Source organism: Halomonas denitrificans, from assembly GCA_019800895.1.
GTDB lineage: Bacteria > Pseudomonadota > Gammaproteobacteria > Xanthomonadales > Wenzhouxiangellaceae.
Window position 1 is genome coordinate 630,961 of the sequence record JAHVKF010000003.1, and the last position, 25,280, is coordinate 656,240.

At 66.4% G+C, this 25,280-nt stretch carries 23 protein-coding genes; 15 read left to right on the forward strand and 8 right to left on the reverse strand.

Annotated features, from left to right (window positions below):
• Positions 1 to 528: 528 nt before the first annotated feature.
• Positions 529 to 2,937: a S9 family peptidase gene (locus KUV67_11455; protein ID MBY6205498.1), complete on the reverse strand. Its 2,409-nt coding sequence runs from the start codon at positions 2,935 to 2,937 to the stop codon at positions 529 to 531.
• Positions 2,938 to 3,103: 166 nt separating this feature from the next.
• Here KUV67_11455 and KUV67_11460 point away from each other — a divergent pair, with 166 nt between their 5' ends.
• From KUV67_11460 to prpC, 3 genes are all read left to right on the forward strand, one after another.
• Complete coding sequence (locus KUV67_11460) at positions 3,104 to 3,667, forward strand: DUF4920 domain-containing protein (protein ID MBY6205499.1); 564 nt, start codon at positions 3,104 to 3,106, stop codon at positions 3,665 to 3,667.
• A gap of 220 nt (positions 3,668 to 3,887) precedes the next feature.
• On the forward strand, positions 3,888 to 4,772 hold the full coding sequence (gene prpB / locus KUV67_11465; GenBank protein MBY6205500.1) for a methylisocitrate lyase: 885 nt from the start codon (positions 3,888 to 3,890) through the stop codon (positions 4,770 to 4,772).
• Entirely contained in the window at positions 4,769 to 5,893 is a 1,125-nt protein-coding gene (gene prpC / locus KUV67_11470; protein MBY6205501.1) for a 2-methylcitrate synthase, read from the forward strand. The genes prpB and prpC overlap by 4 nt, the downstream gene beginning before the upstream one ends.
• Before the next feature lie 408 nt (positions 5,894 to 6,301).
• Here prpC and KUV67_11475 read toward each other — a convergent pair whose 3' ends face one another.
• Positions 6,302 to 7,204, reverse strand: a complete 903-nt coding sequence (locus KUV67_11475; GenBank protein MBY6205502.1) for a LysR family transcriptional regulator — start codon at positions 7,202 to 7,204, stop codon at positions 6,302 to 6,304.
• Between the two features lie 44 nt (positions 7,205 to 7,248).
• Here KUV67_11475 and KUV67_11480 point away from each other — a divergent pair, with 44 nt between their 5' ends.
• From KUV67_11480 to KUV67_11525, 10 genes are all read left to right on the forward strand, one after another.
• On the forward strand, positions 7,249 to 7,821 hold the full coding sequence (locus KUV67_11480; GenBank protein MBY6205503.1) for an NfeD family protein: 573 nt from the start codon (positions 7,249 to 7,251) through the stop codon (positions 7,819 to 7,821).
• A gap of 95 nt (positions 7,822 to 7,916) precedes the next feature.
• Positions 7,917 to 8,858 (forward strand): paraslipin, encoded by a 942-nt coding sequence (locus KUV67_11485; GenBank protein ID MBY6205504.1) that lies wholly within the window; start codon positions 7,917 to 7,919, stop codon positions 8,856 to 8,858.
• 202 nt (positions 8,859 to 9,060) lie between these two features.
• Entirely contained in the window at positions 9,061 to 9,600 is a 540-nt protein-coding gene (locus KUV67_11490) for a peroxiredoxin (protein MBY6205505.1), read from the forward strand.
• Positions 9,601 to 9,860: 260 nt separating this feature from the next.
• Positions 9,861 to 10,421: a carboxymuconolactone decarboxylase family protein gene (locus KUV67_11495; GenBank protein MBY6205506.1), complete on the forward strand. Its 561-nt coding sequence runs from the start codon at positions 9,861 to 9,863 to the stop codon at positions 10,419 to 10,421.
• 435 nt (positions 10,422 to 10,856) lie between these two features.
• Positions 10,857 to 11,249, forward strand: a complete 393-nt coding sequence (locus KUV67_11500) for an acyl-CoA thioesterase (protein ID MBY6205507.1) — start codon at positions 10,857 to 10,859, stop codon at positions 11,247 to 11,249.
• A 401-nt stretch (positions 11,250 to 11,650) separates the two neighbouring features.
• Positions 11,651 to 12,661 carry a tryptophan--tRNA ligase gene (locus KUV67_11505; protein MBY6205508.1) on the forward strand — a complete coding sequence of 337 codons (1,011 nt, stop codon included), beginning with the start codon at positions 11,651 to 11,653 and terminating at the stop codon, positions 12,659 to 12,661.
• 9 nt (positions 12,662 to 12,670) lie between these two features.
• Positions 12,671 to 13,360: a fumarylacetoacetate hydrolase family protein gene (locus KUV67_11510; GenBank protein ID MBY6205509.1), complete on the forward strand. Its 690-nt coding sequence runs from the start codon at positions 12,671 to 12,673 to the stop codon at positions 13,358 to 13,360.
• 4 nt (positions 13,361 to 13,364) lie between these two features.
• Positions 13,365 to 13,739, forward strand: a complete 375-nt coding sequence (locus tag KUV67_11515; GenBank protein MBY6205510.1) for a CrcB family protein — start codon at positions 13,365 to 13,367, stop codon at positions 13,737 to 13,739.
• Positions 13,736 to 14,137: a CrcB family protein gene (locus KUV67_11520; protein ID MBY6205511.1), complete on the forward strand. Its 402-nt coding sequence runs from the start codon at positions 13,736 to 13,738 to the stop codon at positions 14,135 to 14,137. Before KUV67_11515 ends, KUV67_11520 begins: the two co-directional genes overlap by 4 nt.
• 385 nt (positions 14,138 to 14,522) lie before the next feature.
• Positions 14,523 to 14,801, forward strand: a complete 279-nt coding sequence (locus KUV67_11525; GenBank protein MBY6205512.1) for a hypothetical protein — start codon at positions 14,523 to 14,525, stop codon at positions 14,799 to 14,801.
• 922 nt (positions 14,802 to 15,723) lie between these two features.
• Here KUV67_11525 and KUV67_11530 read toward each other — a convergent pair.
• Together KUV67_11530 and KUV67_11535 are read right to left on the reverse strand one after the other, a co-directional pair.
• A complete protein-coding gene (locus tag KUV67_11530; GenBank protein MBY6205513.1) occupies positions 15,724 to 17,634 on the reverse strand; it encodes a DUF2207 domain-containing protein in 1,911 nt (636 codons plus the stop codon).
• The gene (locus tag KUV67_11535; GenBank protein MBY6205514.1) at positions 17,631 to 18,221 is read right to left on the reverse strand and encodes a LemA family protein; all 591 of its coding nucleotides are present in this window, start codon (positions 18,219 to 18,221) and stop codon (positions 17,631 to 17,633) included. Before KUV67_11535 ends, KUV67_11530 begins: the two co-directional genes overlap by 4 nt.
• 141 nt (positions 18,222 to 18,362) lie before the next feature.
• On the opposite strand from KUV67_11535, the gene KUV67_11540 reads away from it, so the two are divergent.
• Together KUV67_11540 and KUV67_11545 are read left to right on the forward strand one after the other, a co-directional pair.
• Positions 18,363 to 19,286, forward strand: a complete 924-nt coding sequence (locus tag KUV67_11540) for an alpha/beta hydrolase (protein ID MBY6205515.1) — start codon at positions 18,363 to 18,365, stop codon at positions 19,284 to 19,286.
• A 143-nt stretch (positions 19,287 to 19,429) separates the two neighbouring features.
• Positions 19,430 to 19,690: a DUF4235 domain-containing protein gene (locus KUV67_11545; GenBank protein MBY6205516.1), complete on the forward strand. Its 261-nt coding sequence runs from the start codon at positions 19,430 to 19,432 to the stop codon at positions 19,688 to 19,690.
• 131 nt (positions 19,691 to 19,821) lie between these two features.
• Here KUV67_11545 and KUV67_11550 read toward each other — a convergent pair whose 3' ends face one another.
• The 4 genes from KUV67_11550 to fusA form a co-directional block, all read right to left on the reverse strand.
• Entirely contained in the window at positions 19,822 to 20,775 is a 954-nt protein-coding gene (locus KUV67_11550) for an alpha-L-glutamate ligase-like protein (GenBank protein MBY6205517.1), read from the reverse strand.
• Positions 20,772 to 22,289 (reverse strand): inactive transglutaminase family protein, encoded by a 1,518-nt coding sequence (locus KUV67_11555; GenBank protein ID MBY6205518.1) that lies wholly within the window; start codon positions 22,287 to 22,289, stop codon positions 20,772 to 20,774. The genes KUV67_11550 and KUV67_11555 overlap by 4 nt, the downstream gene beginning before the upstream one ends.
• Positions 22,286 to 22,951 carry a RimK/LysX family protein gene (locus KUV67_11560; GenBank protein ID MBY6205519.1) on the reverse strand — a complete coding sequence of 222 codons (666 nt, stop codon included), beginning with the start codon at positions 22,949 to 22,951 and terminating at the stop codon, positions 22,286 to 22,288. The genes KUV67_11555 and KUV67_11560 overlap by 4 nt, the downstream gene beginning before the upstream one ends.
• Positions 22,952 to 23,140: 189 nt before the next feature.
• Positions 23,141 to 25,225, reverse strand: a complete 2,085-nt coding sequence (fusA, locus tag KUV67_11565; protein MBY6205520.1) for an elongation factor G — start codon at positions 25,223 to 25,225, stop codon at positions 23,141 to 23,143.
• Between the last annotated feature and the right edge of the window lie 55 nt (positions 25,226 to 25,280).

The following is a 25,280-nucleotide window of genomic DNA, read 5'->3' on the forward strand; positions in this document are numbered from 1 at the left end:
GGTCCAGTGACGTTTTCTCTGATTCTCTCGCTTTTTTCTTCGCGTCTTTGCGTCTTCGCGCACATCATCTAAAAGACGTTTCCAACGCTTTCGAGTGAGGCGAAAGACACTGGGTCCCGGATCGAGTCCGGGACGACAGAGGATGGCGTCCATGAGAGATATGGCTGGATCACCAATCGCTTCCGCCGTCCTCTGCGTCTCCGCGTCTCTGCGATAAAACGCCTATGGGATCATCCCACCCAAGCCTTGCTTTTCTCTTCGCGCCTTCGCGCCCATCATCCAGGAGACGTTTCCAACGCTTTCGAATAGAGGCGAAAGACACTGGGTCCCGGATCGAGTCCGGGACGACAGGGGATGGCGTCCATGAGAGGTATGGCCGGATCACCAATCGCTTCCGCCGTTCTCTGCGTCTCCGCGTCGCTGCGGGAAAACGCCTTTTCAGAATCTCTCTTCGCGCTCTTGCTTCAATCCTTCGCGGCCTTTGCGCCCATCCTCCAAAGGCCGCAGCCACCAGCTCTGGATCGAAGCCTACTCCCCCGGCCGCAGGTGCCGGTCGAAGAAGCGGTCGATCTGGCGGTAGACGTGCAGGCGCTGGCCGTCGCCGGTGATGGCGTGTTTCTCGCCGGGGTAGGTCATCAGGTCGAAGTCGATGGCCTCCTCCTGGAGCCGCTGCATCAGCATCGTCGAGTGGGTGAACAGGACGTTGTCGTCGGCCATGCCGTGGATCAGCAGCATCGGATCCGACAGGGCGTTCGCGTAGGTCAGCACGTTGCCCCGTTCGTAGGCCTCGGCCGGTGAGCCGTCTTCGGTTCGCGGCATGCCCATGTAGCGCTCGGTGTAATGCGTGTCGTAGAGCGCCCAGTCGGTGACCGGCGCGACCGAGGCGCCCGCTGCATATGTGCCCGGGTGCTGCATCAGCATCATCAGGGTCATGTAGCCGCCGTAGCTCCAGCCGAAGGCACCGACCCGGTCCGGGTCCACCCAGGGCTGGGCCTTGAGCCACTCGGTGCCGAGCTTCTGGTCGACGACTTCGAGCACGCCGAGGTTCCGGTACACGGGCGCCTGGAACGCGACGCCCTGGCCCTCGATGCCGCGGTTGTCGATCGAGAACACCGCGTAGCCCCGGCGCGCCCAGTACTGCTCGATCAGGTGACGGCGGCCCCAGCGATTCTGGACGAGGCGGCTGGTCGGTCCCCCGTAGACGTACTGAATGACCGGAAACTGCGCGGTACCTTCCGCATCGAAGCCTGCCGGCCGAACCACGCGGTAGTGCATCGACAGGCCGTCCTCGGCGGCCAGTACGCCGAACTCGGTGGGCCGGTGATCGGCCAGGAACGGCGCGTAGGGATGATCGTCGTCAATGCGGTTCTCGACCAGCCAGGCCAGGCGGTCGCCGTCCGAGGAGTGCAGCGACAGCTGCGGCGGTTGCTCGGTGCTGGAAAACAGGTCCAGGTACACCCGTCCCTGGCTGTCGAAGGTGATCTCGTGCCAGCCGCTCCGGCGCGAAATCCGCTGCACGGCCTCCGGGTCCTGGCTCGCCAGCGACTGGCGATACAGGTGCTGTTCGGTCGGCCCTTCGACGCCGGCGGTGAAATAGACCAGGCCCAGGTCCTCGTCGACCGCGACCAGGGCGTCGACCGGCCAGTCCCCGGCGGTCAGCGCGCGGGTCTCGCCGGTGGCGGTCTCGACGAGGTAGAGGTGGCGGTAGCCCGATCGCTCGGACGACCAGACGAAGCTCTCGCCGCCGTCGAGGAAGCGAAGGTCGTCATGGAGGTTCACCCAGGTTGCGGAATCCTCCGTGAGGATGCGCCGGGGCTCGGCGTCGTCGAGCCGGTGAAGCAGGAGTTCGAGCGTCTTCTGGTCGCGCGACTGGCGCTGCACAAGCACCGCGTCGCCGGCCGGGTGCCAGGCCACGCGGGGGATGTAGATGTCGGAGTCCGGGCCGAGGTTCAGCCAGCGGACGTCGCCGGTTTCGACGGTCACCACGCCGAGCTCGACCCGGGCGTTGGGCGTGCCGGCATAGGGGTAGCGCTGCTCGATCATGGTGATCGTATCGCCGTCGACCTCGTAGCGACGGCTCGGCTCGATCGTCGATTCGTCGACCCGCAGGAAGGCGATGTGCGCTCCGTCCGGGGACCACCAGAAGCCGCGGTCTCGTCCCATTTCCTCCTGCGCGATGAACTCCGCCATGCCGTTGGACACGGGGCCTTCGCCGTCGTCGGTCAGCGCCCGGAGTTCGCCGCTGGCCACGTCGGCCAGCCACAGGTCCCGATCGCGGACGAAGGCGACCTTCGAACCGTCGGGCGAAAGCCGCGGATCGAGGTCGAAGGGCGCTCCGGAGGTGACCTGGCGAACCCGGATTCCCGCAGAATCCGGCGTCGAAACGGATCCGGCCCGTTCGTCGGCAGGCCCGGCGGTCCGTTCCACGCCTTCCGTGCCATCGCGCACCGCGTCTTCTTCGGCCGCGCCGTCCGCAGGATCCGGCGCGCTTTCCGCCTGCGCGTCCGCGGCCAGGTCGGCGACGTAGATGTCGCCGCCGAGGGGGAACAGCAGGTAGCGGCCGTCGTCCGAGTAGCGATATTCGACGATGCCGGACAGGCCGGAGATACGGGCTCGCTCGCGCCGCGCCTCTTCCTCGTCCGACAGCGCGGCCGGTGCCGCCAGGATGTCGTTCGCGGCGATCAGCACCGCGGTCGTGTCGGTGGCCGGGTCGTAGGCCCAGAGGTCGAGTCGGTCGCGGTCCTCGTCGCTGCCGCGCAGGAAGGTGACGCGCGAGCCGTCCGGGGCGAGCCGGACCGACCGGAGCGTCGGGCCGTCCAGCGCCGGAGAGGCGAAGATGCGTTCCAGGGTCAGTTCGTCGGCCATGGTCGGAGAGCTCGGGATCAGCAGCGAGGAGAAGACCAGCGCGGCGAGCGCCAGCGTGCGGGGCAGGGCCATGGAATGTCCGGGGGTTCGGGTCAACAGCCCGCTATTGTCGCACCTGCCGCCGCCGACGCAAGCCGGGGACCCCGCGCGGGTAGAATCCGGCTGGACACGATCCCGAGCGACCGCGATGCACGCCTTCCGCCAAGTCTTCCTTTCAGTCCTTGTTTCGTTCCTTGCCGTGCTTGCTGCCTCCGCCGGCGCCGACGAACCGGTCCGTCTGTCCCGGCCCGCCGCTGCCTCGGCCGAGTGGGAAGATTTCGGGGCGCCGCTGCCGGACGGCGAGGCCCGGACCCTGTCCGCGGTGGTCGCGGATGCCGATCGATTGCAGGGCACCGAGGTGCTGGTGGCAGCCGAGATCGTCGAGGTCTGCCGCAAGAAGGGCTGCTTCCTCATCGCCCGCGACGGCGAGGCCACGGCCCGGGTCACCTTTCGCGACTACGCGTTCTTCGTCCCGACCGACGCGGCCGGCAAGCAGGTCGTCCTGTCCGGTACCTTCGAGCGTCGCGCGCTGACCGCCGAGCAGGCCGCCCACTACGCCGAGGACCTCGGCCAGGCGCCGGCAACGGACCTCGAGGACGGTTTCGAATTCGCCATCGTCGCCGACGCCGTCCGCATCCCGCGCGTTGAGACGTTGATCGGTCTCTCCGGCACGTCCTCTGGAGGATGGACGCCAAGGCGCGAAGGGGCAAAGGGACGCAAGAAAACAACGCGTTTCGACGAGTCGCAGCCGCCGAATCGATAGCGGTGGGTGGAGCCGTTGGTCTGCATTCTGATCGGATTGCTAAAGAACAACGGCGTACAGCAGTTTCTTGTAGTTTCTTCGCGCTCTTGGCCCCTTTGCGGCTTTGCGTCCATCCTCTAAGGAATCGGACGCAGAGCCCGCGAAGGCGACCTGAGCTCGGTGCGCGGGGAATGGGCTGCGGGTGTAAAATGTCGGGCTGTCCCGGATCGAGAGCATGTTCATGGCCCACACCCATCCCGGAGCCCGATTCCGGCAGCTGGTCGCCGAGCAGGCGCCGTTGCAGGTGGTCGGCACGATCACCGCGCTGACCGCGAAGATGGCCGAGAAGATCGGCCACAAGGCGATCTACCTGTCCGGCGGCGGGGTGGCGGCCAACTCGCTGGGCCTGCCCGATCTCGGCATCAGCACCCTCGACGACGTGCTGGTCGACGTCCGCCGGATCACCGACGCCTGCAGTCTGCCGCTGCTGGTCGACGCCGACACCGGCTTCGGCGGCGCGTTCAACATCGCCCGCACGGTCCGCTCGATCGACAAGGCCGGCGCCGCCGGTGTGCACATCGAGGACCAGGTCCAGACCAAGCGCTGCGGGCATCGTCCGGGCAAGGAGATCGTCTCGCAGGCCGAGATGGTCGACCGGATCCGGATGGCGGTGGACGCGCGCACCCACGACGACTTCGTGATCATGGCGCGGACCGATGCGCTGGCCGTCGAGGGCATGGACTCGGCGATCGAGCGCGCGGTGGCCTGCGTCGAGGCCGGCGCGGACATGATCTTCCCCGAGGCGATGCAGGATCTCGACCAGTACCGGCGCTTCCGCGAGGCCGTCGGCGTGCCGATCCTGGCCAACATCACAGAGTTCGGCAAGACGCCCCTGTTCTCCACCCCCGAACTCGGCGAAGTCGGGGTCGATATCGTGCTGTACTGCTGCGGTGCGTACCGCGCGATGAACAGGGGGGCGGAAACCGTGTACAAGGCGCTGCTCGAGCAGGGCCACCAGCGCGACGTGATCGACATCATGCAGCCGCGCGACGAGATGTACCGCTACCTCGACTACTACGCATTCGAAGAGAAACTCGACGAGCTTTTCAGCAAGGAATCCCAATGAGCGACAAGAAGACCGGAGCCGGTCTGCGCGGCCAGTCGGCCGGCGAGACGGCGATCTGCACCGTCGGCGCGGCAGGGAACAGCCTGCGTTACCGCGGCTACGCCGTCGACGACCTGGCCGACAACGCGACCTTCAACGAGGTCGCCTACCTGATCCTCAAGGGCGAGCTTCCGAGCCGGGCCGAGCTGGACGCCTACGCCGCGCGCCTGAAATCGATGCGCGGCCTGCCGGACTCGCTGAAGGAAGTCCTGGAGCGGATCCCGGCCTCGGCGCACCCGATGGACGTGCTGCGCACCGGCTGCTCGTTCCTCGGCAACATCGAGCCGGAGGACGGCTTCGAGAACCAGCAGGACGTGGCCGACCGGCTGCTGGCGGCGTTCCCGTCGATGATCACCTACTGGTACCGGTACAGCCACGACGGCGTCCGGATCGAGACCGAATCCGACGAGGACGGCATCGGCGCGCATTTCCTGAAGCTGCTGCACGGCGAATCACCGTCCGATCTGCATGCTCGCGTCATGGACGTTTCGCTGATCCTCTACGCCGAGCACGAGTTCAATGCCTCGACGTTCACCGCCCGGGTCTGCGCATCCACCCTGTCGGACATGCATTCCTGCATCACCGGCGCCATCGGCTCGCTGCGTGGGCCGCTTCACGGCGGAGCCAACGAGATGGCCATGGCCATGCTCGAGAAGTACTCGTCGGTCGAAGAGGCGCGCGAAGACGTCCACCGCATGCTCGCCGCGAAGGAAAAGATCATGGGGTTCGGCCACGCGGTCTATCGCGAGAAGGACCCGCGCAACGCGATCATCCGCGAGTGGTCGCGCAAGCTCTCGGAGCAGGTCGGCGACGAAGTCCTGTTCGCCGTCTCCGAAGAAGTCGAGAAGATCATGATGGACGAGAAGAAGCTGTTCGCGAACGCGGATTTCTACCATGCTTCGGCCTACCACTTCATGGGCATCCCGACCGGCCTGTTCACGCCGATCTTCGTCATGTCCCGCGTGACCGGCTGGGCCGCGCACGTGATGGAGCAGCGCGCGAACAACCGCATCATCCGCCCCGGCGCCGACTACACCGGCCCCGAAGACCGCGACGTCCCGCCGATCGACCAGCGGGGCTGATGGCGGGGAGGGGCTAGGGAGTAGGGACCAGGGAAAAGGGGTCAGGGACTAGTCGAGGCACGGATCGTGGGTTGCGGTATCCACTAGCCCATGAGCCCTAGCCCCTCGTCCCTGCCTCTGGGGGCTAGTCGAGGCACCGATCGTGGATCGTAGTGGCGTAGCCCGGGTAAGGCCACAGGCCGCACCCGGGGCATTCGTATGGGTCGTGCAATCCCCCGGGTGCGCTGCGCTTACCCGGGCTACGAGACTCGGGGACGTTTTCGAGGTTTCCCGCCTTTCTCTTCGCGCCTTCGCGTCTTCGCGCTCATCTTCTGAAGGGAAAAGGGATCAGGGCTCAGGGACGGGTCGAGGCACCGATGGTTGACCGGAGGCTTGACTAGCCCCTATCCCCTAGTCCCTGCCCCCGCCCTATGGTTCCAGCAGCTCCGGATCGATCTCCCGCAATACGTCGGCGAGCTCCTCCAGGAAGCCCGCCACCGCCGAGGACTTGCGCCAGACCAGGGCGATGGTGCGCTTCGGTCCGGGCGCCTTGAAGGGGCGGGTGACCAGGTTTTCCGTGTGCGCGACGGGGGGCTTGACCGCGAGCACCGGCATCAGCGTGATCCCGGTCCCGGCAGCGACCATCTGGCGCAGCGTCTCCATGCTGGTGGCGTGGAAATCGAGCTGTTCGTGGGCGCCGGAGAGCTGGCACACCTCCAGCGCCTGCTCGCGCAGGCAGTGCCCGTCTTCGAGCAGCAGCAATTCCTGGTTCTCGAGGTCGCTCAGGTTCACGCTGTCGGCGCTGCACAGCGCGTGGCCCTCGGGCACGGCCAGCACGAACGGTTCCTCGAACAGGATGCGGGTATCGAGGGAGTCACCCTCGACGGGCAGCGCCAGCAGGCCGGCGTCGAGCCGACCCTGGGCCAGCATGGCCAGCACGTCTTCGGTCTTCTCCTCGAACAGGCGCAGCGTCAGGCGGGGAAAGGCCTTGCGGATCGCGGGTACGACGTGGGGCAGGAAGTAGGGCGCCAGCGTCGGGAAGATGCCCATCCGCAGCGTGCCGGAATGGGGGTCCCGGCTGCGCCGGGCGATCGACCGGATCGCGTCGACTTCGCCGAGCAGTGCGCGCGCCCTTCGCACCACGTCCTCACCGACTTCCGTGAGCATCACCTGGCGGGGCGACCGCTCGACCAGCAGCACGTCGAGTTCCTCCTCGAGCTTGCGGATCTGGGTACTCAGCGTCGGCTGGCTGACGTGGCAGCGCTCGGCGGCCTTGCTGAAATGGCGCACGTCGGCGAGTGTCACGAGGTACTGCAGCGCGCGCAGGTTCATCGGGAGGCTCCCGGGTCCGGACCGGCTTCCATTATGCCTCAGCAATGGAAATTCGTTTGTTCATTGCTCATGGCTATCAAGGCGGCGTCCGATGCGCCTATACTTTCGTCATCGAAGGCCGGGTGGGCAGGGAGTCGGACGTGCTGGAAACATCGTGGTTCTGGTTGATCCTCGGGGCCTTGCTGGTCCTGTCGGAGTTCTTCGTCACCGGCATCATCGCGGTCTTCTTCGGGGTCGGCGCCCTCCTGGTCGGCCTGGCCACCGCGGCCGGCCTGCTGAACTCGGCGCCCGAGCAGATCGTCCTGTTCGCCATCCTGTCCCTGGGGTCGCTGCTGCTGGCCCGCGAGAAGGTCAAGATCTGGTTCCGCGGAAGCGTCTCCGACCGCTGGGACGGCGACCGCAACCTCATCGAGGCCCGCGGCGAGCGGGTGACCGTCACCGCGGACTTCGTCGACGGCGTGGGCCGGGTGCGGCTCAGCGGCGTCGACTGGAAGGCCGAGGTCGAGCCGGACGCCACGCCGCTGTCGATCGGCGACACCGCCTGGGTCATCGGCCACCGCGGCATCACGCTGCGGGTGTCCCGGGAACGACCCGACCCGCCCACCGACGCCGACTGATCGACGGCCCGCGTCGCGGCCATCAGCCGCCCGCGGGACCGGCCTGAACAACCACCCCGGACTTTTACCGACCGAACCCGAGAGAGAGCCCCATCATGGATTTCCCGACCCTGCTTTCGCTGATTGTCCTGCTGATCGTCGTCGTCGCGCTGGTCAAGACCGCCCAGATCGTGCCCCAGCGCTCCGCCTACGTGGTCGAACGGCTGGGCCGGTTCCAGAGCGTGCTCGACGCCGGCTTCCACCTGCTGATCCCGTTCATCGACAAGGTGGCCTACAAGCACACGCTGAAGGAGCAGGCGATCGACGTTCCGCAGCAGGCCTGCGTGACCAAGGACAACATCCAGATCCACGTCGACGGCGTGATCTACATGCAGGTCATCGACCCGCGGCTGGCCTCCTACGGTATCGAGGACTACCGCTATGCGGCGATCCAGCTGGCCCAGACGACGCTGCGGTCGGTGGTCGGCAAGATCGATCTCGACAAGTCGTTCGAGGAACGGGTGGTCATCAACGAGAAGGTCGTCGAGGTGCTGTCGGAAGCCTCCGAGCCCTGGGGCATCAAGGTGCTCCGCTACGAAGTTGCCGACATCGTGCTGCCCGAGACGATCCGCGATGCCCTCGAGAAGCAGATGCGTGCGGAGCGCGAGCGGCGGGCCGTGGTGGCCCAGTCCGAGGGTGAGCGCGAGTCGAAGATCAATGTGTCCGAGGGCATGAAGCAGGAAATGATCAACGTCTCGGAGGGCGACATGCAGAAGCAGATCAACGAGGCGAAGGGCCGCGCCGAGGAAATCCTGCTGATCGCCGAATCGACCGCAAGGGGCATCGAGCGGATCGCCACGGCCATCAATCAGCCCGGAGGGGCCGACGCGGTCTCGCTGCGCATTGCCGAACAGTACGTCAAGGAATTCGGCAAGCTGGCCCAGGAATCGAACACCCTGATCCTGCCCGCCGAACTGTCGGACATCGGCGGCGTGGTCGCCGGATTGACCCGGACGCTGGAAAAGACTCGTCCCGGGAGCGGTTCCGGGCGCGGCTGACCACCCTCCGGCCCGGCCTGCAGCCCCTGTCCCGCGGGGATTGCGGCCTCATAGGCAAAACAAATAGCGGGCATCAAGACAATCAATTTGAATTATTGAAAATCGTCCTTATCCTTATGGGCATCCGGTCGCGGGACAGCGCCGGGTCGTTTGAAAAATACCTTTTCGAATCAAAGCCCTGAAACTCAAGGAGTTGAACGATATGTTGACGATTGGAGACAAGTTTCCGAATTTCCAGCTGAAGGCCACCGTCGGAACCGACATCGAGAACGGGTTCGCCGATATCGACAGCAATACCTACAGCGGCAAGTGGCTGCTGGTGTTCTTCTATCCGAAGGATTTCACCTTCGTCTGCCCGACCGAGATCAAGGCGTTCAGCGACCTGTCCGACGAGTTCGCCGATCGCGACTGCCAGGTCCTGGCCGCCAGCACCGACACCGAGTTCGTGCACCTCGCATGGCGTCAGAACCACGACGACCTGAAGGACCTGAAGATTCCGATGCTGGCCGACGTCAAGCGTGAACTGTCCGGATCGCTGGGCATCCTCCACGCGGAAGAAGGCGTCGCCAACCGCGCTACCTTCCTGGTCGATCCGCAGGGCATCATCCGCCATGTGTCGGTCACCGACATGAACGTCGGCCGCAACCCGAAGGAAACGCTGCGCATTCTCGACGCGCTGCAGTCCGACGAGCTGTGCCCGTGCAACTGGCAGAAGGGCGACGACCACCTGAAGGCCGCCTGATCCATTCGGTCCGATCGGCGCCGGGACCGATGCCCGGCGTCGTCGTCGGCCGCACCGGGTCCCCGACCGTCCCTTCGTTTCACTCCTGAAGGGGCCGACCCACCGGCCGCCCCCGTGGCGGCCGGTTCTTGATCCGAGACCGATTTTCCGACGGCAACAGTGCGTTCCCACGCGGACTCACTTCGCCCGAACCATGGAGCGTCGTTGCGCTCCTCCTATTCTTCGTCCAACCCTTCGACAGATTCACGCAGGAGTCAACGATGAGCATCGACACCCTGAAGCAGACGATTCCGGACTACGCCCGGGACCTCAAGATCAATTTCGGCAACGTGCTCGACGCAGAGCAGCACGACGCCCTCAACGAAAGCCAGGTCTGGAGCATCGCGCTGGCCAGTGCCATCGCCGCTCGCAACGAGGACCTGATCTCGACGATCGCCGCCGAGGCCGGTGCGAAGCTGGACGAGGCCCAGCTCAAGGGCGCGAAGGCCGCCGCGGCGATCATGGGCATGAACAACATCTACTACCGGTTCCTGCACCTGGCCAGCAACGACGAGTATTCGAAGATGCCGGCCGGCCTGCGCATGACGGTGATCGGCAACCCCGGAATCGAAAAGACCGATTTCGAACTGATCAGCCTGGCCGTCTCGGCCGTGAACGGTTGCGGCATGTGCATCGACAGCCACGAGCAGATCCTGGTCAAGCACGGCGTCAGCACGAAGGCGATCCAGGACGCGGTCCGCATCGCATCCGTCATCCACGCCGTGGCCGCCGTGCTCGACACGGAGCCGGCCCTGGAGAAGGGCCTGTCCGAAGCGGCCTGAACCAGACCTCCGACTTCTCGACCGAGAAGCCTCCTGTTGACCCCGGCCCTGCCGGGGTTTTTTTTGGCCCCGGCCTTCGATCCGGTTTTTTCGGCCGGTTCTCGAGAGGATGGACGCAAAGGCGCGACGGGGCGAAGAGCGCGAAGAAAAAGCAGGGGCCTGCGGTTTCAAGGAACGATGAAAGATCGGATGTCGACGGGTCCAGAGCTGACGGCCCGGTCACGAGATTCCGGATCGGAACCGCGCGACGTCCAGAACGACGGGTTCCTTGGAGCGGCCTGCAGGTCCACGGGGGGCCAGTCGTGCGGTCTTCTTCGCGCACTTTGCCCCGTCGCGCCTTCGCGTTCATCCTCTGACAGCTACAGCCTGCAACTCGGGCAAAGCCCCGGAGCCCGAGCCACTAGAATGAACGCTGGACCTGCCTTCGAGCCGACCATGAACATCGAAGAACGCACCGAGCACGCTCGTACGCGGATCACCAAGCTGGTGTTTCCACAGGACACGAATCCGATCGGTACGCTCTACGGCGGAACGGCGATGAAGTGGATGGACGAGGTCGCGTTCCTGACCGCCACCCGCTTCGCCCGGCGCCAGGTGGTCACCGTTTCGATGGACCGGGTCGACTTCAAGACCCCGATTCCCCGCGGCAACATCGTCGAGCTGATCGGCGAGGTCACCCGGGTCGGCAACACCTCGGTCACCGTCACGGTCTCGATCCTGCGCGAAGATCCGCTGTCGGGGACCCAGGAACTGGCGATCCAGGGCGAGCTGGTGATGGTCGCGGTCGACGACAAGATGCAGCCGGTCCAGGTCGTACCGGAGAACTGACTCGGAGGTTCCGAAGCTGGTGGCCTGGTCCTTTAGAGGATGGACGCAAAGGCGCGAAGGGGCGAAGGATGCGAAGGAAGAAGGTCGTTGGTCTGGACCTGCGGCGATCCGCCCGTTCGTGACGGATGTCGGCGTTGATGTTCGAACGAGATCTCCAGCCGCCTGTGCACTGGGCCGGCTCCTGCTGTTGCGGTTCTTCAGGTCGAACCCTATTCTGTCGTTCCTCAATAGAAGATGCGTTTCTTCGCGCCCGTCGCCCCTTCGCGCCTTTGCGTCCATCCTCTAGAGGCTTTCGGCACGACGCCTGATCGGGACCGCCGTGGATCCGCCTCCCGATTCGGCCCCGGGCCACCGGATTGACTAGAATAGGCCGCTTCCCCGTCCTCCTCCGGAACCGCCCGATGAGCCAACGCAAGCGCGTCCTGACCGGCATCACCACGACCGGCACGCCCCACCTGGGCAACTACGTCGGTGCGATCAAGCCGGCGATCGAGTCCAGCCGCGACGCGAGCACGGACTCGTTCTACTTCCTGGCCGACTACCACGCGCTGGTCAAGTGCTTCGAGCCCGAACGCGTGCACCGGTCGACGCTGGAGATCGCCGCGACCTGGCTGGCTCTGGGGCTGGACACGCAGCGGAGCGTGTTCTACCGCCAGTCCGACATCCCCGAGATTCCGGAGCTGACCTGGCTGCTGACCTGCGCCTGCGCCAAGGGACTGATGAACCGCGCCCACGCCTACAAGGCCCAGGTGGCCGAGAACGAGGCGGCCGGGGAGGACCCGGACTACGGCATCACCATGGGCCTGTTCAGCTACCCGGTGCTGATGGCCGCCGACATTCTGATGTTCAACGCGCACGACGTGCCGGTTGGCAAGGACCAGGCCCAGCACCTCGAAATGGCGCGAGATATCGCCGGGCGGTTCAACCATCGCTACGGCGAGCACTTCGTGCTGCCCGAGGCGGTGACCGACGAACACGTGGCCACCCTGCCGGGCACCGACGGCCGGAAGATGTCGAAGAGCTACGACAACACCATTCCCCTGTGGCTGCCGGAGAAGAAACTCCGCAAGGCCATCATGAAGATCAAGACCAACTCCCAGGAGCCCGGCGAGCCCAAGGACCCGGACGAGGCCAGCGTGTTCTCGGTCTATGCCGCGTTCGCGAGCCCCGCGCAGCGGACCGAGATGCGCCGGGCCTTCGCCGACGGCATCGCCTGGGGCGAGGTCAAGCAGCAGCTGTTCGAGCTGGTCAACGCCGAACTCGCAGCACCCCGCGAGCGCTACGAGGCGCTGATCAACGATCCGGCGAAGATCGAGCGCGAACTCGAACGCGGTGCAGAGCGCGCCCGCGACGTCGCCACGCCGTTCATCGGCGAACTGCGCGAGGCCGTCGGCATTCGCGCCCTTGGCTAGGGCGGAGCCGTGACCCGAAGCGCCGACTGGACCCCGCCCGAGCTGATCGGCCCGGATCGGACCGCGTTCCAAGTGCGCCACGCGTGGTGCGTCGGTCGCAACTACGCCGAGCACGCGCGCGAGATGGGTGCCGACCCGGCCGCAGCGGACCCGATCTTCTTTTCCAAGCCGGCCGCCGCGCTGGTCCAGGCCGCAGCGATCCCGTATCCGAGGTCGACGAAAGCGTTGCACCACGAAGTCGAACTGGTCGCGCTGCTGGGGCAGGGCGGGCGCGACCTGGACGCGGACACGGCGCTGCGCTGCGTGGTCGGCTGGGCGGTCGGATGCGACCTGACGCGGCGCGACGTCCAGGCCCGGGCCAAGCAGGCCGGCCAGCCCTGGGCGCTGGCCAAGGGCTTCGACGCCTCGGGTCCGGTCGGACCCTGGCGGTCGGCCGACGACTGGAGTCCGTCTCCCGCGACCCCGATCAGGCTTGCGGTCGGCGGCAGGCTCCGCCAGCAGGCGACGCTCGGCGACATGATCTGGCCGGTCGGCGAACTGATCGCCCGGCTGTCGCGCGAAGTGACGCTGCATCCCGGCGACGTGCTGTTCACCGGCACACCCGCCGGGGTCGGACCGCTCACCGTCGGCGACCGGGTCGAGGCGAGAATCGACGGACTCCCCGGTCTCGCCTTCGAGATCGTCGATCCCGCTGCCTGACAGCATGCCCGGCTCCTCCGACGCGTTGACGGCCTGCCTGGTCATCGCTGCCGGATCGGCGCTCGGCGGCATGGCCCGCTACCTGCTGGTTGCAGCCGCCGAAGCGCGCAGGACGGACCCGCGCTGGCCCCTCGGCACGCTGATCGTCAACCTGCTCGGCTGCCTGCTGCTCGGCATGGTGGCGGCGCCCTCGTCGATCGCCGCACCGGCAACGCTCCGGCTCGGCCTGGTCGCCGGACTCGGCAGCTTTACCACGGTCTCGGCCTTCGTGCTCGAGAGCTGGCAACGCCGGGCGACCCGACGCGTCTGGGTTGGCTACGGCCTTGTCACGGTGCTCGGCTGCCTGTTCATGTTCCGGCTCGGGCAGGGCCTGGCATGACCGGCCCGGGGCTCGCGGAACGCATCGCCTGGGTCGGGCTCGGCAGCGCGCTCGGCGGGCTGGCGCGGTTCGGGATGGAGGCCCTCGGCGGTGGCGCGTTCGCGGTCTTCGCGGCAAACCTGGTCGGGGCGTTCGCGATCGGCCTGTACGCCGCGCTGAGCGGACCGGACGGGGCGCTGGCGGCGGGACCGCGGCAGCGGCTGTTCGTGATCCCGGGACTGCTCGCCGGGCTGACCTCGTTCTCGATGTTCAGCCTGCAGGCCGACGCGTTCCTGGAGTCGTCGTTCGCGGCCTCGACGGCGTTCGTGCTCGCATCCTTGGGCAGCTGGGCCGCGGGCGTATGGGCCGGGGATGCGCTCGCGGCGCGTCTCGAGCGTCGGCTTCGATCGGTTGGATGATGGGCGAGAAGGGCCGATCGGCAAGCCTGTTCTTCCGTCGTCCCGGGCATGACCCGGGATCCAGAGACGTCGAGGTTTCGTTCGCCCGAATCGCTGCCCGGATTCGGTTCTTGCGGTCCGGAACCGCGACCGAAACTGCGACAGGAAACAGCGCAAACCTGGGGACATCCTGTGGGGTTGCGCTTGCGAGCGATCGGAGCAGGGTGGCACCGGGGTTCGCTCGCAAGCTCACTCCCACAAACCGGGCGGTTCGGGATTCGCTCGCAAGCTCACTCCCACAAACCGCATGGTTCGGGGGTCGTCGTCGACGTCGGAGTCTGCCGCTGCTCTGCGCCCGGCCTCGCGGCGCTTCCTCCAGTCATTCAATCGAACAGGACAAGCACCAATGAATGTATCGATCCTCGTCGACCTGCTGATCTCCGCGCCCGTGGTGGCATTCCTGATGTGGCTCTATGCCCGCTCGGCGAGCGGGCCGCTGACGGGGCTGGATCGCTTGCTGCTCGTGCTGACGCCCGTCGCGCTGGTCGCGATCATCGTCGGCTTCCACCGGACCCTCGATATCGAAGGCATGGGCCTGAACGTCATCGCCGTGGCCACCGCCTACCTGGCCGTCCTCGCGCTGCTCGGGATCGGCTGGATGGTGCGGGCGCTGCGGCAGCGTTGATTCCGTGAGTGGGCACGGTTCCGCGGCCCGAAAGGCCCCGGGTGCGCTTTGCTTACCCGGGCTACAAAGTCGCTGGGCCCCGGATCAGGTCCGGGGCGACGGATTTCGGAGCGCGTCCGCTTCAGGACAGGAGAACTCGAAGTAAATCTTGAAGCCGTTCCTTGCGCTCTTTGCTCCTTTGCGCCTTCGCGTCCATCCTCTAGTTGCGTAGCCCGGGTAAGGCCGTAGGCCGCACCCGGGGAATTCGGCTTCGTCCTGCACGCTCCCGTGAGCGCTTCGCTTCCCGTATCCGAAAAGTCGCTGGGCCCCGGATCAAGTCCGGGGCGACGGGGTGTGCACGAGTCGGATGGAGAGGACCCCGGGTGCGCTTCGCTTACCCGGGCTACGGTGCTTCGATGGGCCCGTCTGTGGAGGTGAGCTTGCGAAGGAGCCGACCGGGGCTTCGACCGGTCCACCTGTGGGAGTGAGCTTGCGAGCGAACCGGCCGGGGCTCTCACAACAGGCCGTCTGTGGGAGTGAGCTTGCGAGCGAACCGGCCGGGGCCTGTTCGAGCCTACTTCGCTCGCAAGTTGCGTAGCCCGGGTAAGGCCGTAGGCCGCACCCGGGGAATTCGGCTTCGTCCTGCACGCTCCCGTTAGCGCTTCGCTTCCCGTATCCGAAAAGTCGCTGGGCCCCGAATCAAGTCCGGGGCGACGGGGTGTGGTCGAGTCGCATGGAGAGGACCCCGGGTGCGCTTCGCTTACCCGGGCTACAAAGTCGCTGGGCCCCGGATCAGGTCCGGTGCGACGGATTTCGGAGCCCGTCCGCTTCAGGACAGGAGAACTCGAAGTAAATCTTGAAGCCGTTCCTTGCGCTCTTTGCTCCTTTGCGCCTTCGCGTCCATCCTCTAGAACGACTGGGCCACGACACCGGAACGAAGTCTCTACCAGCCGCCGCCCCCGCCGCCGCCTCCGCCGCCGCCGGAAAAGCCGCCGCCCCCGCCGCCGGATGACGAACCCGGGGGGGAGGCCGAGCTGGAGATGCCGCTGGAGAGGCCGCCGGCCAGCGACTTCGAGAGGGTCTGGCCACTGAACGGCTTGCCGCCCATCATCGAGGCGCTGTACCAGCCCCGGTCCCCGATCGAACCGTCGATCTCGGCGGCGCGGATCGCCTCCTCGAAGCGTTTGCCCCAGGTCTCGGCGCTGTCCAGTGCGATCGCGTAGGGCAGCAGGCGCTCGAACTCCTCGATCGTCACCGGCCGGTCTCCGCCGTGGCGGCGTTCGAGGTCCTCGCGCTCGGCGATGTTCAGGTAGAGCTGCAGGCCCTCGATGGCATCGAGCAGGTCCCGTCCTCGTTCCGTCGGGGCCTTCATCAGCTGGTAGAAGGTCAGGGTCAGCGCGAGGTGGGCGATCAGCACGAGCATCGGCAGCACGCCGACCTGCCAGCCGAACACGCCCAGGATCGCCAGGCCGGCCAGGACGAAGGGGATGATGAATACCGTGATGATGACCATCGGCACGATCTTCAGGCCCGATGCCTCCTTCCAGCCCTTGTAGATGCCGGCCAGAAAGACGCCGACGAAGCCGTTCCAGACGATCGAGAACAGCGCGAGGAACGGCGCGAGGCCCGGCTCCGGGGTGCGAATCAGCACCGTCATCAGCAGCACCGAGACCAGCGAGATCAACAGCCCGGGCAGCCACCACCTGCGGTTGTGCTTGAAATAGCGCGTCTCCATCCGCGATCGCAGCGCCTTTTCGTGGGCCTTGACCGCCTTGCCGACCCGCTTGTGCTCCGATTGCTCGAAGGTCAGCGAGTCTCCCTCCTCGAACAACGCGTCGAACAGTGCACGTTCCGTCTTCGACTCCGGCGTACCCTCGCCGCGGCGCACGACGAAACGCTTCTTCGGTTTGTCGAGCACCACGTGACCGAGCACGGCCATGTGGACCAGGGCGGCGGCCGTGGCCGTCTTGTCGTAGCCGAACTTCAGCACGTAGCGCAGCATGCCGGGCGAGTAGCCCGCCGGTGCCTCGTAGCGCGGGTAGATCGCGCCCGGCAGCGGATCGCGGCCGACCCGGTTCCAGGCCCAGGCCTGCCAGAAGATCACCAGCAGCAGGCCGACCAGGCCGACGATCGCGCCGACGTTGTCGACCAGGAGCCGCTGGCCCCGCTCGAGCGTGGAAGGCTCCGGGACCAGGCCCTTGGGAAAACCGACCGCGATCGTCAGCCCTTCGTAGGGGGCGAGCGGTCGACCGCTGACGAAGCGGACCGCCCCCGGTGCCGGTACCGCCGCGGTCCACTCGCGGCCCTGTGATCCCGCTTCGCCGAGGTAGGCATCGATGCGGAGGTCGTCTCGAGCAACGTCCTGGGGCAGGCGCACGATTGCCTCGACGGCATCGATCGGGAAGGCCCAGTCGTTGCCGGTGACGTTCCAGTACAACTCGTCGTGGCTCTCGAAGTGACCCAGCTGGCGATCGGTGGTGTACTCGATCCGGTAGCTGTACTTGCCGGGGGCGAGAAAGGTACCGGCATCGCCGATATAGAGCCGCGTGCCGCCGGTCACGCCCTCCGTATGCCAGGGTTCGGGCTGCCCGTCGCGGGTCACGGCGACGACGTCGAAGGGCACCGTCACCCGGTTGCCGAGTGCATCGCGGTACACGGTCGGGAAGTCGCGGTAGATCCCGCGCCGGATCTGCCGTCCTTCGGCGCGCACGTCGATCGTCTCGGCCACGTACAGGCTGCCGTCGGGCCGGATCGTGATCTCGGCGTCGTAGCGGTGGATGCGCTCGTCGCCAAGTGACGGGCCGGCCGCCAGCACGAGAAGGGCCAGCGCCAGAAGGTTCAGCAGCCGCCTCATGGCGCGTCTCCGGCCAGCGCCTGGCCCACCTCCGGCGCCCGACGGGTCTCGATGGCGGCCGAGAAGAAGCGTTCCTCGCGGAAGCCGAACGGGCCGGCGATGAAGCGATCGGGCACGTGCTGGACCCGGTCGTTGAGCTGCCGCACCGCGCCGTTGTAGAAGCGGCGGGCCTTCTCGATGTCGTCTTCGACCTCGGTCAGTTCGGACGTCAACTGGCGGAAGTTCTCGGCGGCCTTGAGGTCGGGGTAGGCCTCGGCCAGCAGCACCAGCTTGCCCAGGCCGCCCGCCAGCGCCTGTTCCGCCGCGTCGCGATCGGCCACGTCGTCGCCGTGCTCCTGCGCCCGGCTCCGCAGCCGTGTCACGTCCTCCAGCACGGTTTTTTCATACCCGGCGTAGGCGCGGACCGCCTCGACCAGCTGCGGCACCAGGTCGTGTCGCTTCTGCAGCTGCACGTCGATATCGGCGTAGCCGGCACCGACCAGGTTGCGCGCCCGGACCAGGCGGTTGAAGATGACGATGCCCCAGATCAGCACGGCAAGCGCGAGCAGGGCGGCGACGAGGAACAGGGAGGCGTAGGCGGACCACATGCGGCGAGTCTAGCCCAAACCCGGTCCGGTGCCGCGGTGGACGAATCGATGCACGATCCCGTGGCCGTCGCCGGTTCGTATCGGGCCGGTGATTCGTGGCATGCTTGTCCTAGGCAGTCGATCGATGTGTGAGAGGGCGCATTGGACAAGAAACAGGCTGCGGGCATCCGCGTCCCGCTGGCGGACTGGCGCAAGGCCGGTCGTACCGAGACCCTTCTGGACCACGACCTCTTCTTCCGCGAGCAGGGCGACGGCGACCCCGTGCTGCTGATCCACGGCTTCCCGACCGCCTCGTGGGACTGGTCCTGGATCTGGAACGAGCTGCTCGATGACTTCCGGCTGATCGCCCCGGACCTGCTCGGCTTCGGATTCAGCGCAAAGCCGTTCGGGCACGTCTATTCGATCGCCGACCAGGCCGATCGCTGCGAGGAGCTGCTGGCCGAGCTCGGCGTGGTGAATTTCCACGTGCTGGCCCACGACTACGGCGACAGCGTCGCCCAGGAGCTGCTCGCCCGCCGCAACGAAGGCACCGGCGCCTGGGGGATGCTGTCCGTGTGCTTCCTCAACGGCGGTCTGCTGCCCGAGGCGCATCGGCCGCGGCTGATCCAGAAACTGCTGCACAGCCCGATCGGGCCGGTGCTGGCCAGGACCCTGTCGCGGGATCGTTTCGCCCGATCTTTCACGGCCGTGTTCGGCCCGGACACGCAGCCTTCCGACGAGGAGATCGACGCGTTCTGGTCGCTGGTGCAGCACAACGACGGCCGCCGCGTGGTGCCGAAGCTGCTCGGCTACATGCCCGAACGCAGGAAGAAGCGGGCACGCTGGGTGGGTGCGCTGCAGGATTCGAAGGTCCCGGTGGGCCTGATCAACGGCTCGCTCGACCCGGTCTCGGGCCGCCACCTGGTCGAGCGGTACCGCGCCGAGATCGGCAACGGCGGCTTCATCGAGGAGCTCGCGGGCATTGGGCACTATCCGCAGGTCGAAGCGCCGGAGGCCGTCGTGCGCGCCTGGCGTGCCTTCGCGGCGACCGTCCCGAACCGCCCGCTGGCCGAGATCGAGGCCTGACGGACGATCGACGGCCGAGCGGCCGCCCAACATGGATCAAGATTCGCGCGTCGCGTTCGCGCTAAGCTTCTGTAGTGCGTCGACGAACGCGGCGCCTGCCGCCGTTGGGCGGAATTCTCCATTTCAGACTGACGAGGTCGCACATGTCCAGCCTGTCCCGGAAACTCCTCCTCGCCATGGCCGTGTTCGGCGCGGGCAGGGCGGTCAAGTCCGCGCTCGATGCCTCCTACGAGAAGACCACCGGCGAACCTCCGCCGAAGAACCCGGCGGCGAAGGACGTCGGCTGGACCGAGGCGCTGGTCTGGTCCGGCTTGCTGGGACTGGCCGCCGGGTTGACACGAACCACGGTGCGGCGTGCCGCAGCCGGACTGAACGACGGCGAGCCGGTCAAGCGACGGCGCTAGATCGCTCGGCGGCGCGCAGGCGTCGCAAGGACGAAATTCACGGCGCGGTGCACCCGAACCGGCGGGACGGACAGGAAGTTCTTTGCGATCGAGGAACTCCGGCGCCGGCGCGCCAGGCGAGGATCGGCTCGTCAGCGGGGTCCGAACGTGTCCTTCGCCCAGAGCGCTCGTTGTTCGGCGGGCGCGCCTGCAATATCGGAGGCATCGACCGCATCCAGCCGGGCCCGAAGGCCACCGTGGTTCGCGATCTGGATGTTCAGGCCGGGTCGCGCGTTCAGCTCGAGGATCAGCGGACCGCGATTGCGATCGAGGACGATATCGACGCCGAGGTATCCGAGCTGGACGGCCTCGTAGCAGTGCGCCGCCATCAGCACGATGCGATCCCATTCCGGCACCTCGAAGCCCAGCAGCGGCATTCCCGTATCCACGTGTTCTTCGATGTGGTGGTTGCCGATGACGGCGGCGATCGTCTTTCCGGACGCAATCGAGATCCCGGCCCCGATCGCGCCCTGGTGCAGGTTGGCCTTTCCATCGGAGGCGCGCGTCGGGAGCCGGACCATCGACATGATCGGAACGCCGCGGTAGACGATGACGCGGATGTCCGGAACGCCCTGGAAGGCGATGTGCTCGAACACCGGATCGAACTCGACGAGTTCTTCGATCATCGCGGTGTCCGGCTGGCCGCCCAGGCTGTAGAGGCCGCTGATGACGTTGGTCAGGTGATGGGAAATCTCGTCACGATCCCACAGGCGTCCTCCCGAAGAGATGTAGCGTCCCCCACGCTGGCCGGTGATCACCAGGATGCCGTCGCCGCCGCTCCCGCTCGCCGGCTTGATCACGAATTTCTCGCGCCCCCCGAGCATGCGATCGAAGCGACCGGATTGACCGGAATAGCTGATCTGGCCGATGAGCCCGGGGACGGGCATGCCGCGCTGCTCGAGCAGTTTCTTGCACCGCACCTTGTCATCGACGTCCGGATAGCGCGACCGCTTGTTCAGGCGCATCACGAAGCTGCCGTTGCGGCCGTTCAGTCCAAGCACGCCGGCCTTCCGCAGCTCGGCGGGTGTGGCGAACCAGCGCTTCACTTCGCCAGCTCCCGGAACCGGACGAGTTCCGTCAGCCGATAGCCGGTGTAGCGTCCGAGTGCAATGGTCAATCCAAGCAGCACCAGCAGCAGTTCGGGAAACACGAGCACCCACCAGGCAAAGAGATCGATGCCCATGACGAGATACGCCAGCGCGGCAATGAACAGGCTGCCCGCGCCGTCGAGAAGCGCGTCCGCGGGACTCTGTTCTTCCCAGACGACCGACATGCGCTCGATCACCATCGCCACGATGACCATCGGAAACAGTGCAACGGACAGGCCGACCTGCAGGCCCAGTCGCTGGCTGAGCACCGAGACGACCGCCATCAGCATCACCACGATGATCAGAACCGCCGACAGCCTCGGCACCAGCAGCAGCCTGAGCTTCTCGAGGTAGAAGCGGAACAGAAGGCCGACGCCGACGACCAGGGTGAACAGGATGATCCCCGCGACGAGCTGGGTCTCCCGAAAGGCGATGGCGATCAGGACCGGCATGAAGGTGCCGAAGGACCGCAGCCCGACCACGTTGCGCAGCAGGGCGATCATGAAGGCGCCCACGGGAATCAGCAGCAGGATTTCGTAGACCGCCTGCAGATCGAGCGGCAGCGCGAGCAGGGAGAACTCCGTGATCTTCGAGCCTGCGGTTTCCGCGCGCTCCGTCGCAAGATCCAGGGCGCTGACCGATCGCTCCCGGACGCTGATCCGGACCGATCTCAAATCGGCGCCGGCGGTGCTGACCAGGGGATCGTCGCCCGTGTACCAGACGAGAAAGCCGGAAGGCAGTCCTCGATCGGCGGTTCGCGGATCGAAGACGGTCCAGTTGCTTCCGTCGTGAACGGCGATCAGGGTCTCGAACTGTGCGTCGCGGGACTGCGCGCCGAGGTCGATCCCATTGAGCATGATCACCGGGATGCGCGCCGCGCTCATGATCAGCCGCGCGATATGTGCACGATCCAGTCCCAGGGGGCCCTCGAGAAACAGGGCCATGTTGTCGTCCGGCGCCGGATCGTTCAGCTGCACGAGGACCTGGGCCGCGAAGCTGACCACGTCGGCCGACTCGCTCCGGACCTCGTCCACGATTTCGGTCAACGCCGTCTGGAACGGCTCCTCGAGGGCCGGCGGTGAGGGAAACCGGGGCGTGGGAGCAAGTTCGACCGGCCGGTCGTTCTGGTAGAAGACGCTGCGGTAGAAGAGCGTCTGTCGGTTCGCGGCACGACGCTGCGTCCAGGACGCGCTTCGCTGCCAGGGGTCGTCGTCCACGGCGACGCCGAAACCGCGCGAAATGAAGTGTTCATCGGTCAGATCGTAGCCCGGTGTGCGCGTCGGCAACTTCAGGTCCACCTTCAACGCGGCATCGCCGGGATCGACTTCGATCTGCGCCTGGACGGTCCACACGGAGCTCGTCTCGTCGGGCGTGACCGGAAAGCCGAAGGCACCGACCTTCCAGGTGAAAATCGCGAGGCCGGCGAGGACCAGCAGCGTGGCCAGGATCAGCCCGTGGGTCGCTCTGCTCATGAGCCGCCCTGGTCGCTGTCGTCGTCCTCGAGCACCACATCCTCGGCGCGGTCTTCATCGTCCGAAATCTGCCCCGATTCCGCGTCCTTCGCACGGGACCGGTCCGGATTCGTCGCGGACGGGTCGAGCACGAGACCGGAACGATCGACCTCGTCCGGGCAGACCTGCTCGGCAACGAAGGTATCGCTGGAATCGACGATCGCGAATTTCTGCAGCGCGCGCCGCCCCAGGAGCAGGGGATAGTTGAAGTTCCGGCGATCCGTCAGGCTGACCTCGATTTCGAGCTGCCTGCCGGCGATGCAGATTTCCACCTTGACCGTCGGACGGACGTCGCTGTCGCCCTCGTGCTGCACGATGCCGATCGTGCGCTCGCGCTCGCGGACCATGACGATCTCCTCGCCGGATTCCGGATCGGTGACCGCGAAACGCACCCACCGCCGGCCCCACTGGCGAAACCGCTTGATGATCCGGACGTCCAGTGACGATGTGTTCGCACCCGTGTCGAGCTTGGCCCGCAGATCGATTTCGGGCGCGACGAGATGGGCATTCTCGACCCAGCCCAGGATGTCCAGCGTTCGGGGTTCGTCTTCGTGCCCGGACCATGCCTGGGGCGGAACCAGTGCCAGAACGAGAATCCAGATCGAAAATCGTGCAATGCTCATCTGTCGTTCGACTCCATGCGCCGAGGAGGGGGGATCATAGCCGACCTCTCGTGATCCATCTACTTCGCGTCCGGCTCTGCGCTGCCGCGTCGCGCCGGGTTCCGTCGGCTGTGCGCAACAAGAAAACGCCCCGGCCGCTTTCGCGACCGGGGCGTTCGAGGCTTGCCTGGAGCCGGGGGCTCCGCCGGCTCAGGCCGCGTTGCGTTCCTTCTGCGCGGCGATCACCTTCTCGGCGATCTGGTTCGGGCACGGCATGTAGTGCGAGAACTCCATGGAGAACTGGCCGCGGCCCGAGGTGATGGTGCGCAGGTGGCCGATGTAGCCGAACATCTCGGACAGCGGCGCTTCGGCCTTGATCCGGATTCCGGTCGGTCCGGGCTCCTGGTCCTTGATCATCGCGCGACGGCGATTGAGGTCGCCGATCACGTCGCCGATGTTGTCTTCCGGCGTGAACACGTCGACCTTCATGATCGGCTCGATCAGCTGCGGACCGGCCTTCGGCATCGACTGGCGGAAAGCGCCCTTGGCCGCCAGTTCGAACGCGATGGCCGAGGAGTCGACCGCATGGAAGGCGCCGTCGAACAGTTCGATCTCCACGTCGAGCACCGGGAAGCCGGCCAGCGGGCCTTCTTCCATCATGGTCGCGAAGCCCTTCTCGATGGCCGGGAAGAACTCCTTCGGCACGTTGCCGCCGACCACGGTGGATTCGAACTTGAAGCCCGAACCCGGCTCACCCGGCTTGATGCGGTAGTCGATCTTGCCGAACTGACCCGAACCACCCGACTGCTTCTTGTGGGTGTAGCTGTCTTCGACCGGCTGGGTGATGGTTTCGCGGTAGGCCACCTGCGGCTCGCCGACTTCCAGCTCCACGCCGTAGGTGCGCTTCAGAATGTCGACCTTGACGTCGAGGTGCAATTCGCCCATGCCCTTGAGGATGGTCTCGCCCGAGTCCTCGTCGGTCTCGACGCGGAAGGACGGGTCCTCGGCGATCATCTTGCCGATGGCCACGCCCATCTTCTCGCTGCCGGCCTTGTCCTTCGGCGCCACGGCGATCGAGATCACCGGGTCCGGGAACACCATGGCTTCCAGCGTGCACGGGTGCTTCGGATCGCACAGCGTGTGACCCGTCTGGATGTTCTTCAGGCCGACGCAGGCGAAGATGTCGCCGGCATGTGCGCTGTCGATCTCGTTGCGGTCGTTGGCGTGCATTTCCACCATGCGGCCGACGCGTTCGGTCTTGCCCGTGGCCGAGTTCAGGATCGTGTCGCCCTTGTTGATCCGGCCGGAGTAGACGCGCACGAAGGTCAGCGCACCGAAGCGGTCGTCCATGATCTTGAACGCCAGCGCGCGGAACGGCTCGTCCTTGGACACGATCGCGTGCTCGCCGGTCGGGTTGCCTTCCTCGTCGGTCAGGTCCTGCGGCTCGACTTCCGTCGGGCTCGGCAGGTAGTCGACGATCGCGTCGAGGATCAGCTGCATGCCCTTGTTCTTGAATGCCGAACCGCAGTAGGTCGGGAAGAACTCGAGCTTGCGGGTGCCTTCGCGGATGCAGCGCTTGATGTCGTCGATGGACGGCTCTTCGCCTTCCAGGTACGCGGTCATCAGGTCGTCGTCCATTTCCACCGCGGTCTCGATCAGCTCTTCGCGGTAGGCTTCGACGTCATCGACCATGTCGGCCGGCACATCCTGGATCTCGTAGTTTTCCGGCAGGCCCGTGTCGTCCCAGACCCAGGCCTTGCGGGTCAGCAGGTCGACCACGCCCTTGAACTCGCCTTCCGTGCCGATCGGCAGGACCATGACCAGCGGCTTGGCGCCCAGCACGGTCTTGACCTGTTTGACGACGCGGTAGAAGTCGGCGCCGATGCGGTCGAGCTTGTTGACGAAGATGATGCGCGAGACTTCCGAGTCGTTGGCGTAGCGCCAGTTGGTCTCGGACTGCGGCTCGACGCCGCCGGACCCGCAGAACACGCCGACGCCGCCGTCGAGCACCTTCAGCGAGCGGTACACCTCGACCGTGAAGTCGACGTGGCCCGGGGTGTCGATGATGTTCAGGCGGTGGTCCTTCCAGAAGCAGGTCGTGGCCGCGGACTGGATCGTGATGCCGCGCTCCTTTTCCTGATCCATGAAGTCGGTGGTCGCGGCGCCGTCGTGCACCTCGCCCGTCCGGTGGATCTTGCCGGTCAGCTTCAGCACACGCTCTGTCGTCGTGGTCTTGCCGGCGTCGACGTGGGCGAAGATGCCGATGTTGCGGTAATGGGAGAGGTCACTCATGATTCTGTCCGTCCAAAGGTCCGTTCGTGAAAGTCGTCGGTGCACTGCAAGGCCGCCC

What these genes read in the sequence shown, in the direction of transcription:
- KUV67_11455 (MBY6205498.1), bottom strand. Translation starts at nt 2,937, where the DNA reads ATGGCCCTGCCCCGCACGCTGGCGCTCGCCGCGCTGGTCTTCTCCTCG.
- prpB (MBY6205500.1), top strand. Translation starts at nt 3,888, where the DNA reads ATGGCCCACACCCATCCCGGAGCCCGATTCCGGCAGCTGGTCGCCGAG.
- prpC (MBY6205501.1), top strand. Translation starts at nt 4,769, where the DNA reads ATGAGCGACAAGAAGACCGGAGCCGGTCTGCGCGGCCAGTCGGCCGGC.
- KUV67_11475 (MBY6205502.1), bottom strand. Translation starts at nt 7,204, where the DNA reads ATGAACCTGCGCGCGCTGCAGTACCTCGTGACACTCGCCGACGTGCGC.
- KUV67_11480 (MBY6205503.1), top strand. Translation starts at nt 7,249, where the DNA reads ATGGAAATTCGTTTGTTCATTGCTCATGGCTATCAAGGCGGCGTCCGA.
- KUV67_11485 (MBY6205504.1), top strand. Translation starts at nt 7,917, where the DNA reads ATGGATTTCCCGACCCTGCTTTCGCTGATTGTCCTGCTGATCGTCGTC.
- KUV67_11490 (MBY6205505.1), top strand. Translation starts at nt 9,061, where the DNA reads ATGTTGACGATTGGAGACAAGTTTCCGAATTTCCAGCTGAAGGCCACC.
- KUV67_11495 (MBY6205506.1), top strand. Translation starts at nt 9,861, where the DNA reads ATGAGCATCGACACCCTGAAGCAGACGATTCCGGACTACGCCCGGGAC.
- KUV67_11500 (MBY6205507.1), top strand. Translation starts at nt 10,857, where the DNA reads ATGAACATCGAAGAACGCACCGAGCACGCTCGTACGCGGATCACCAAG.
- KUV67_11505 (MBY6205508.1), top strand. Translation starts at nt 11,651, where the DNA reads ATGAGCCAACGCAAGCGCGTCCTGACCGGCATCACCACGACCGGCACG.
- KUV67_11515 (MBY6205510.1), top strand. Translation starts at nt 13,365, where the DNA reads ATGCCCGGCTCCTCCGACGCGTTGACGGCCTGCCTGGTCATCGCTGCC.
- KUV67_11520 (MBY6205511.1), top strand. Translation starts at nt 13,736, where the DNA reads ATGACCGGCCCGGGGCTCGCGGAACGCATCGCCTGGGTCGGGCTCGGC.
- KUV67_11525 (MBY6205512.1), top strand. Translation starts at nt 14,523, where the DNA reads ATGAATGTATCGATCCTCGTCGACCTGCTGATCTCCGCGCCCGTGGTG.
- KUV67_11530 (MBY6205513.1), bottom strand. Translation starts at nt 17,634, where the DNA reads ATGAGGCGGCTGCTGAACCTTCTGGCGCTGGCCCTTCTCGTGCTGGCG.
- KUV67_11535 (MBY6205514.1), bottom strand. Translation starts at nt 18,221, where the DNA reads ATGTGGTCCGCCTACGCCTCCCTGTTCCTCGTCGCCGCCCTGCTCGCG.
- KUV67_11545 (MBY6205516.1), top strand. Translation starts at nt 19,430, where the DNA reads ATGTCCAGCCTGTCCCGGAAACTCCTCCTCGCCATGGCCGTGTTCGGC.
- KUV67_11555 (MBY6205518.1), bottom strand. Translation starts at nt 22,289, where the DNA reads ATGAGCAGAGCGACCCACGGGCTGATCCTGGCCACGCTGCTGGTCCTC.
- KUV67_11560 (MBY6205519.1), bottom strand. Translation starts at nt 22,951, where the DNA reads ATGAGCATTGCACGATTTTCGATCTGGATTCTCGTTCTGGCACTGGTT.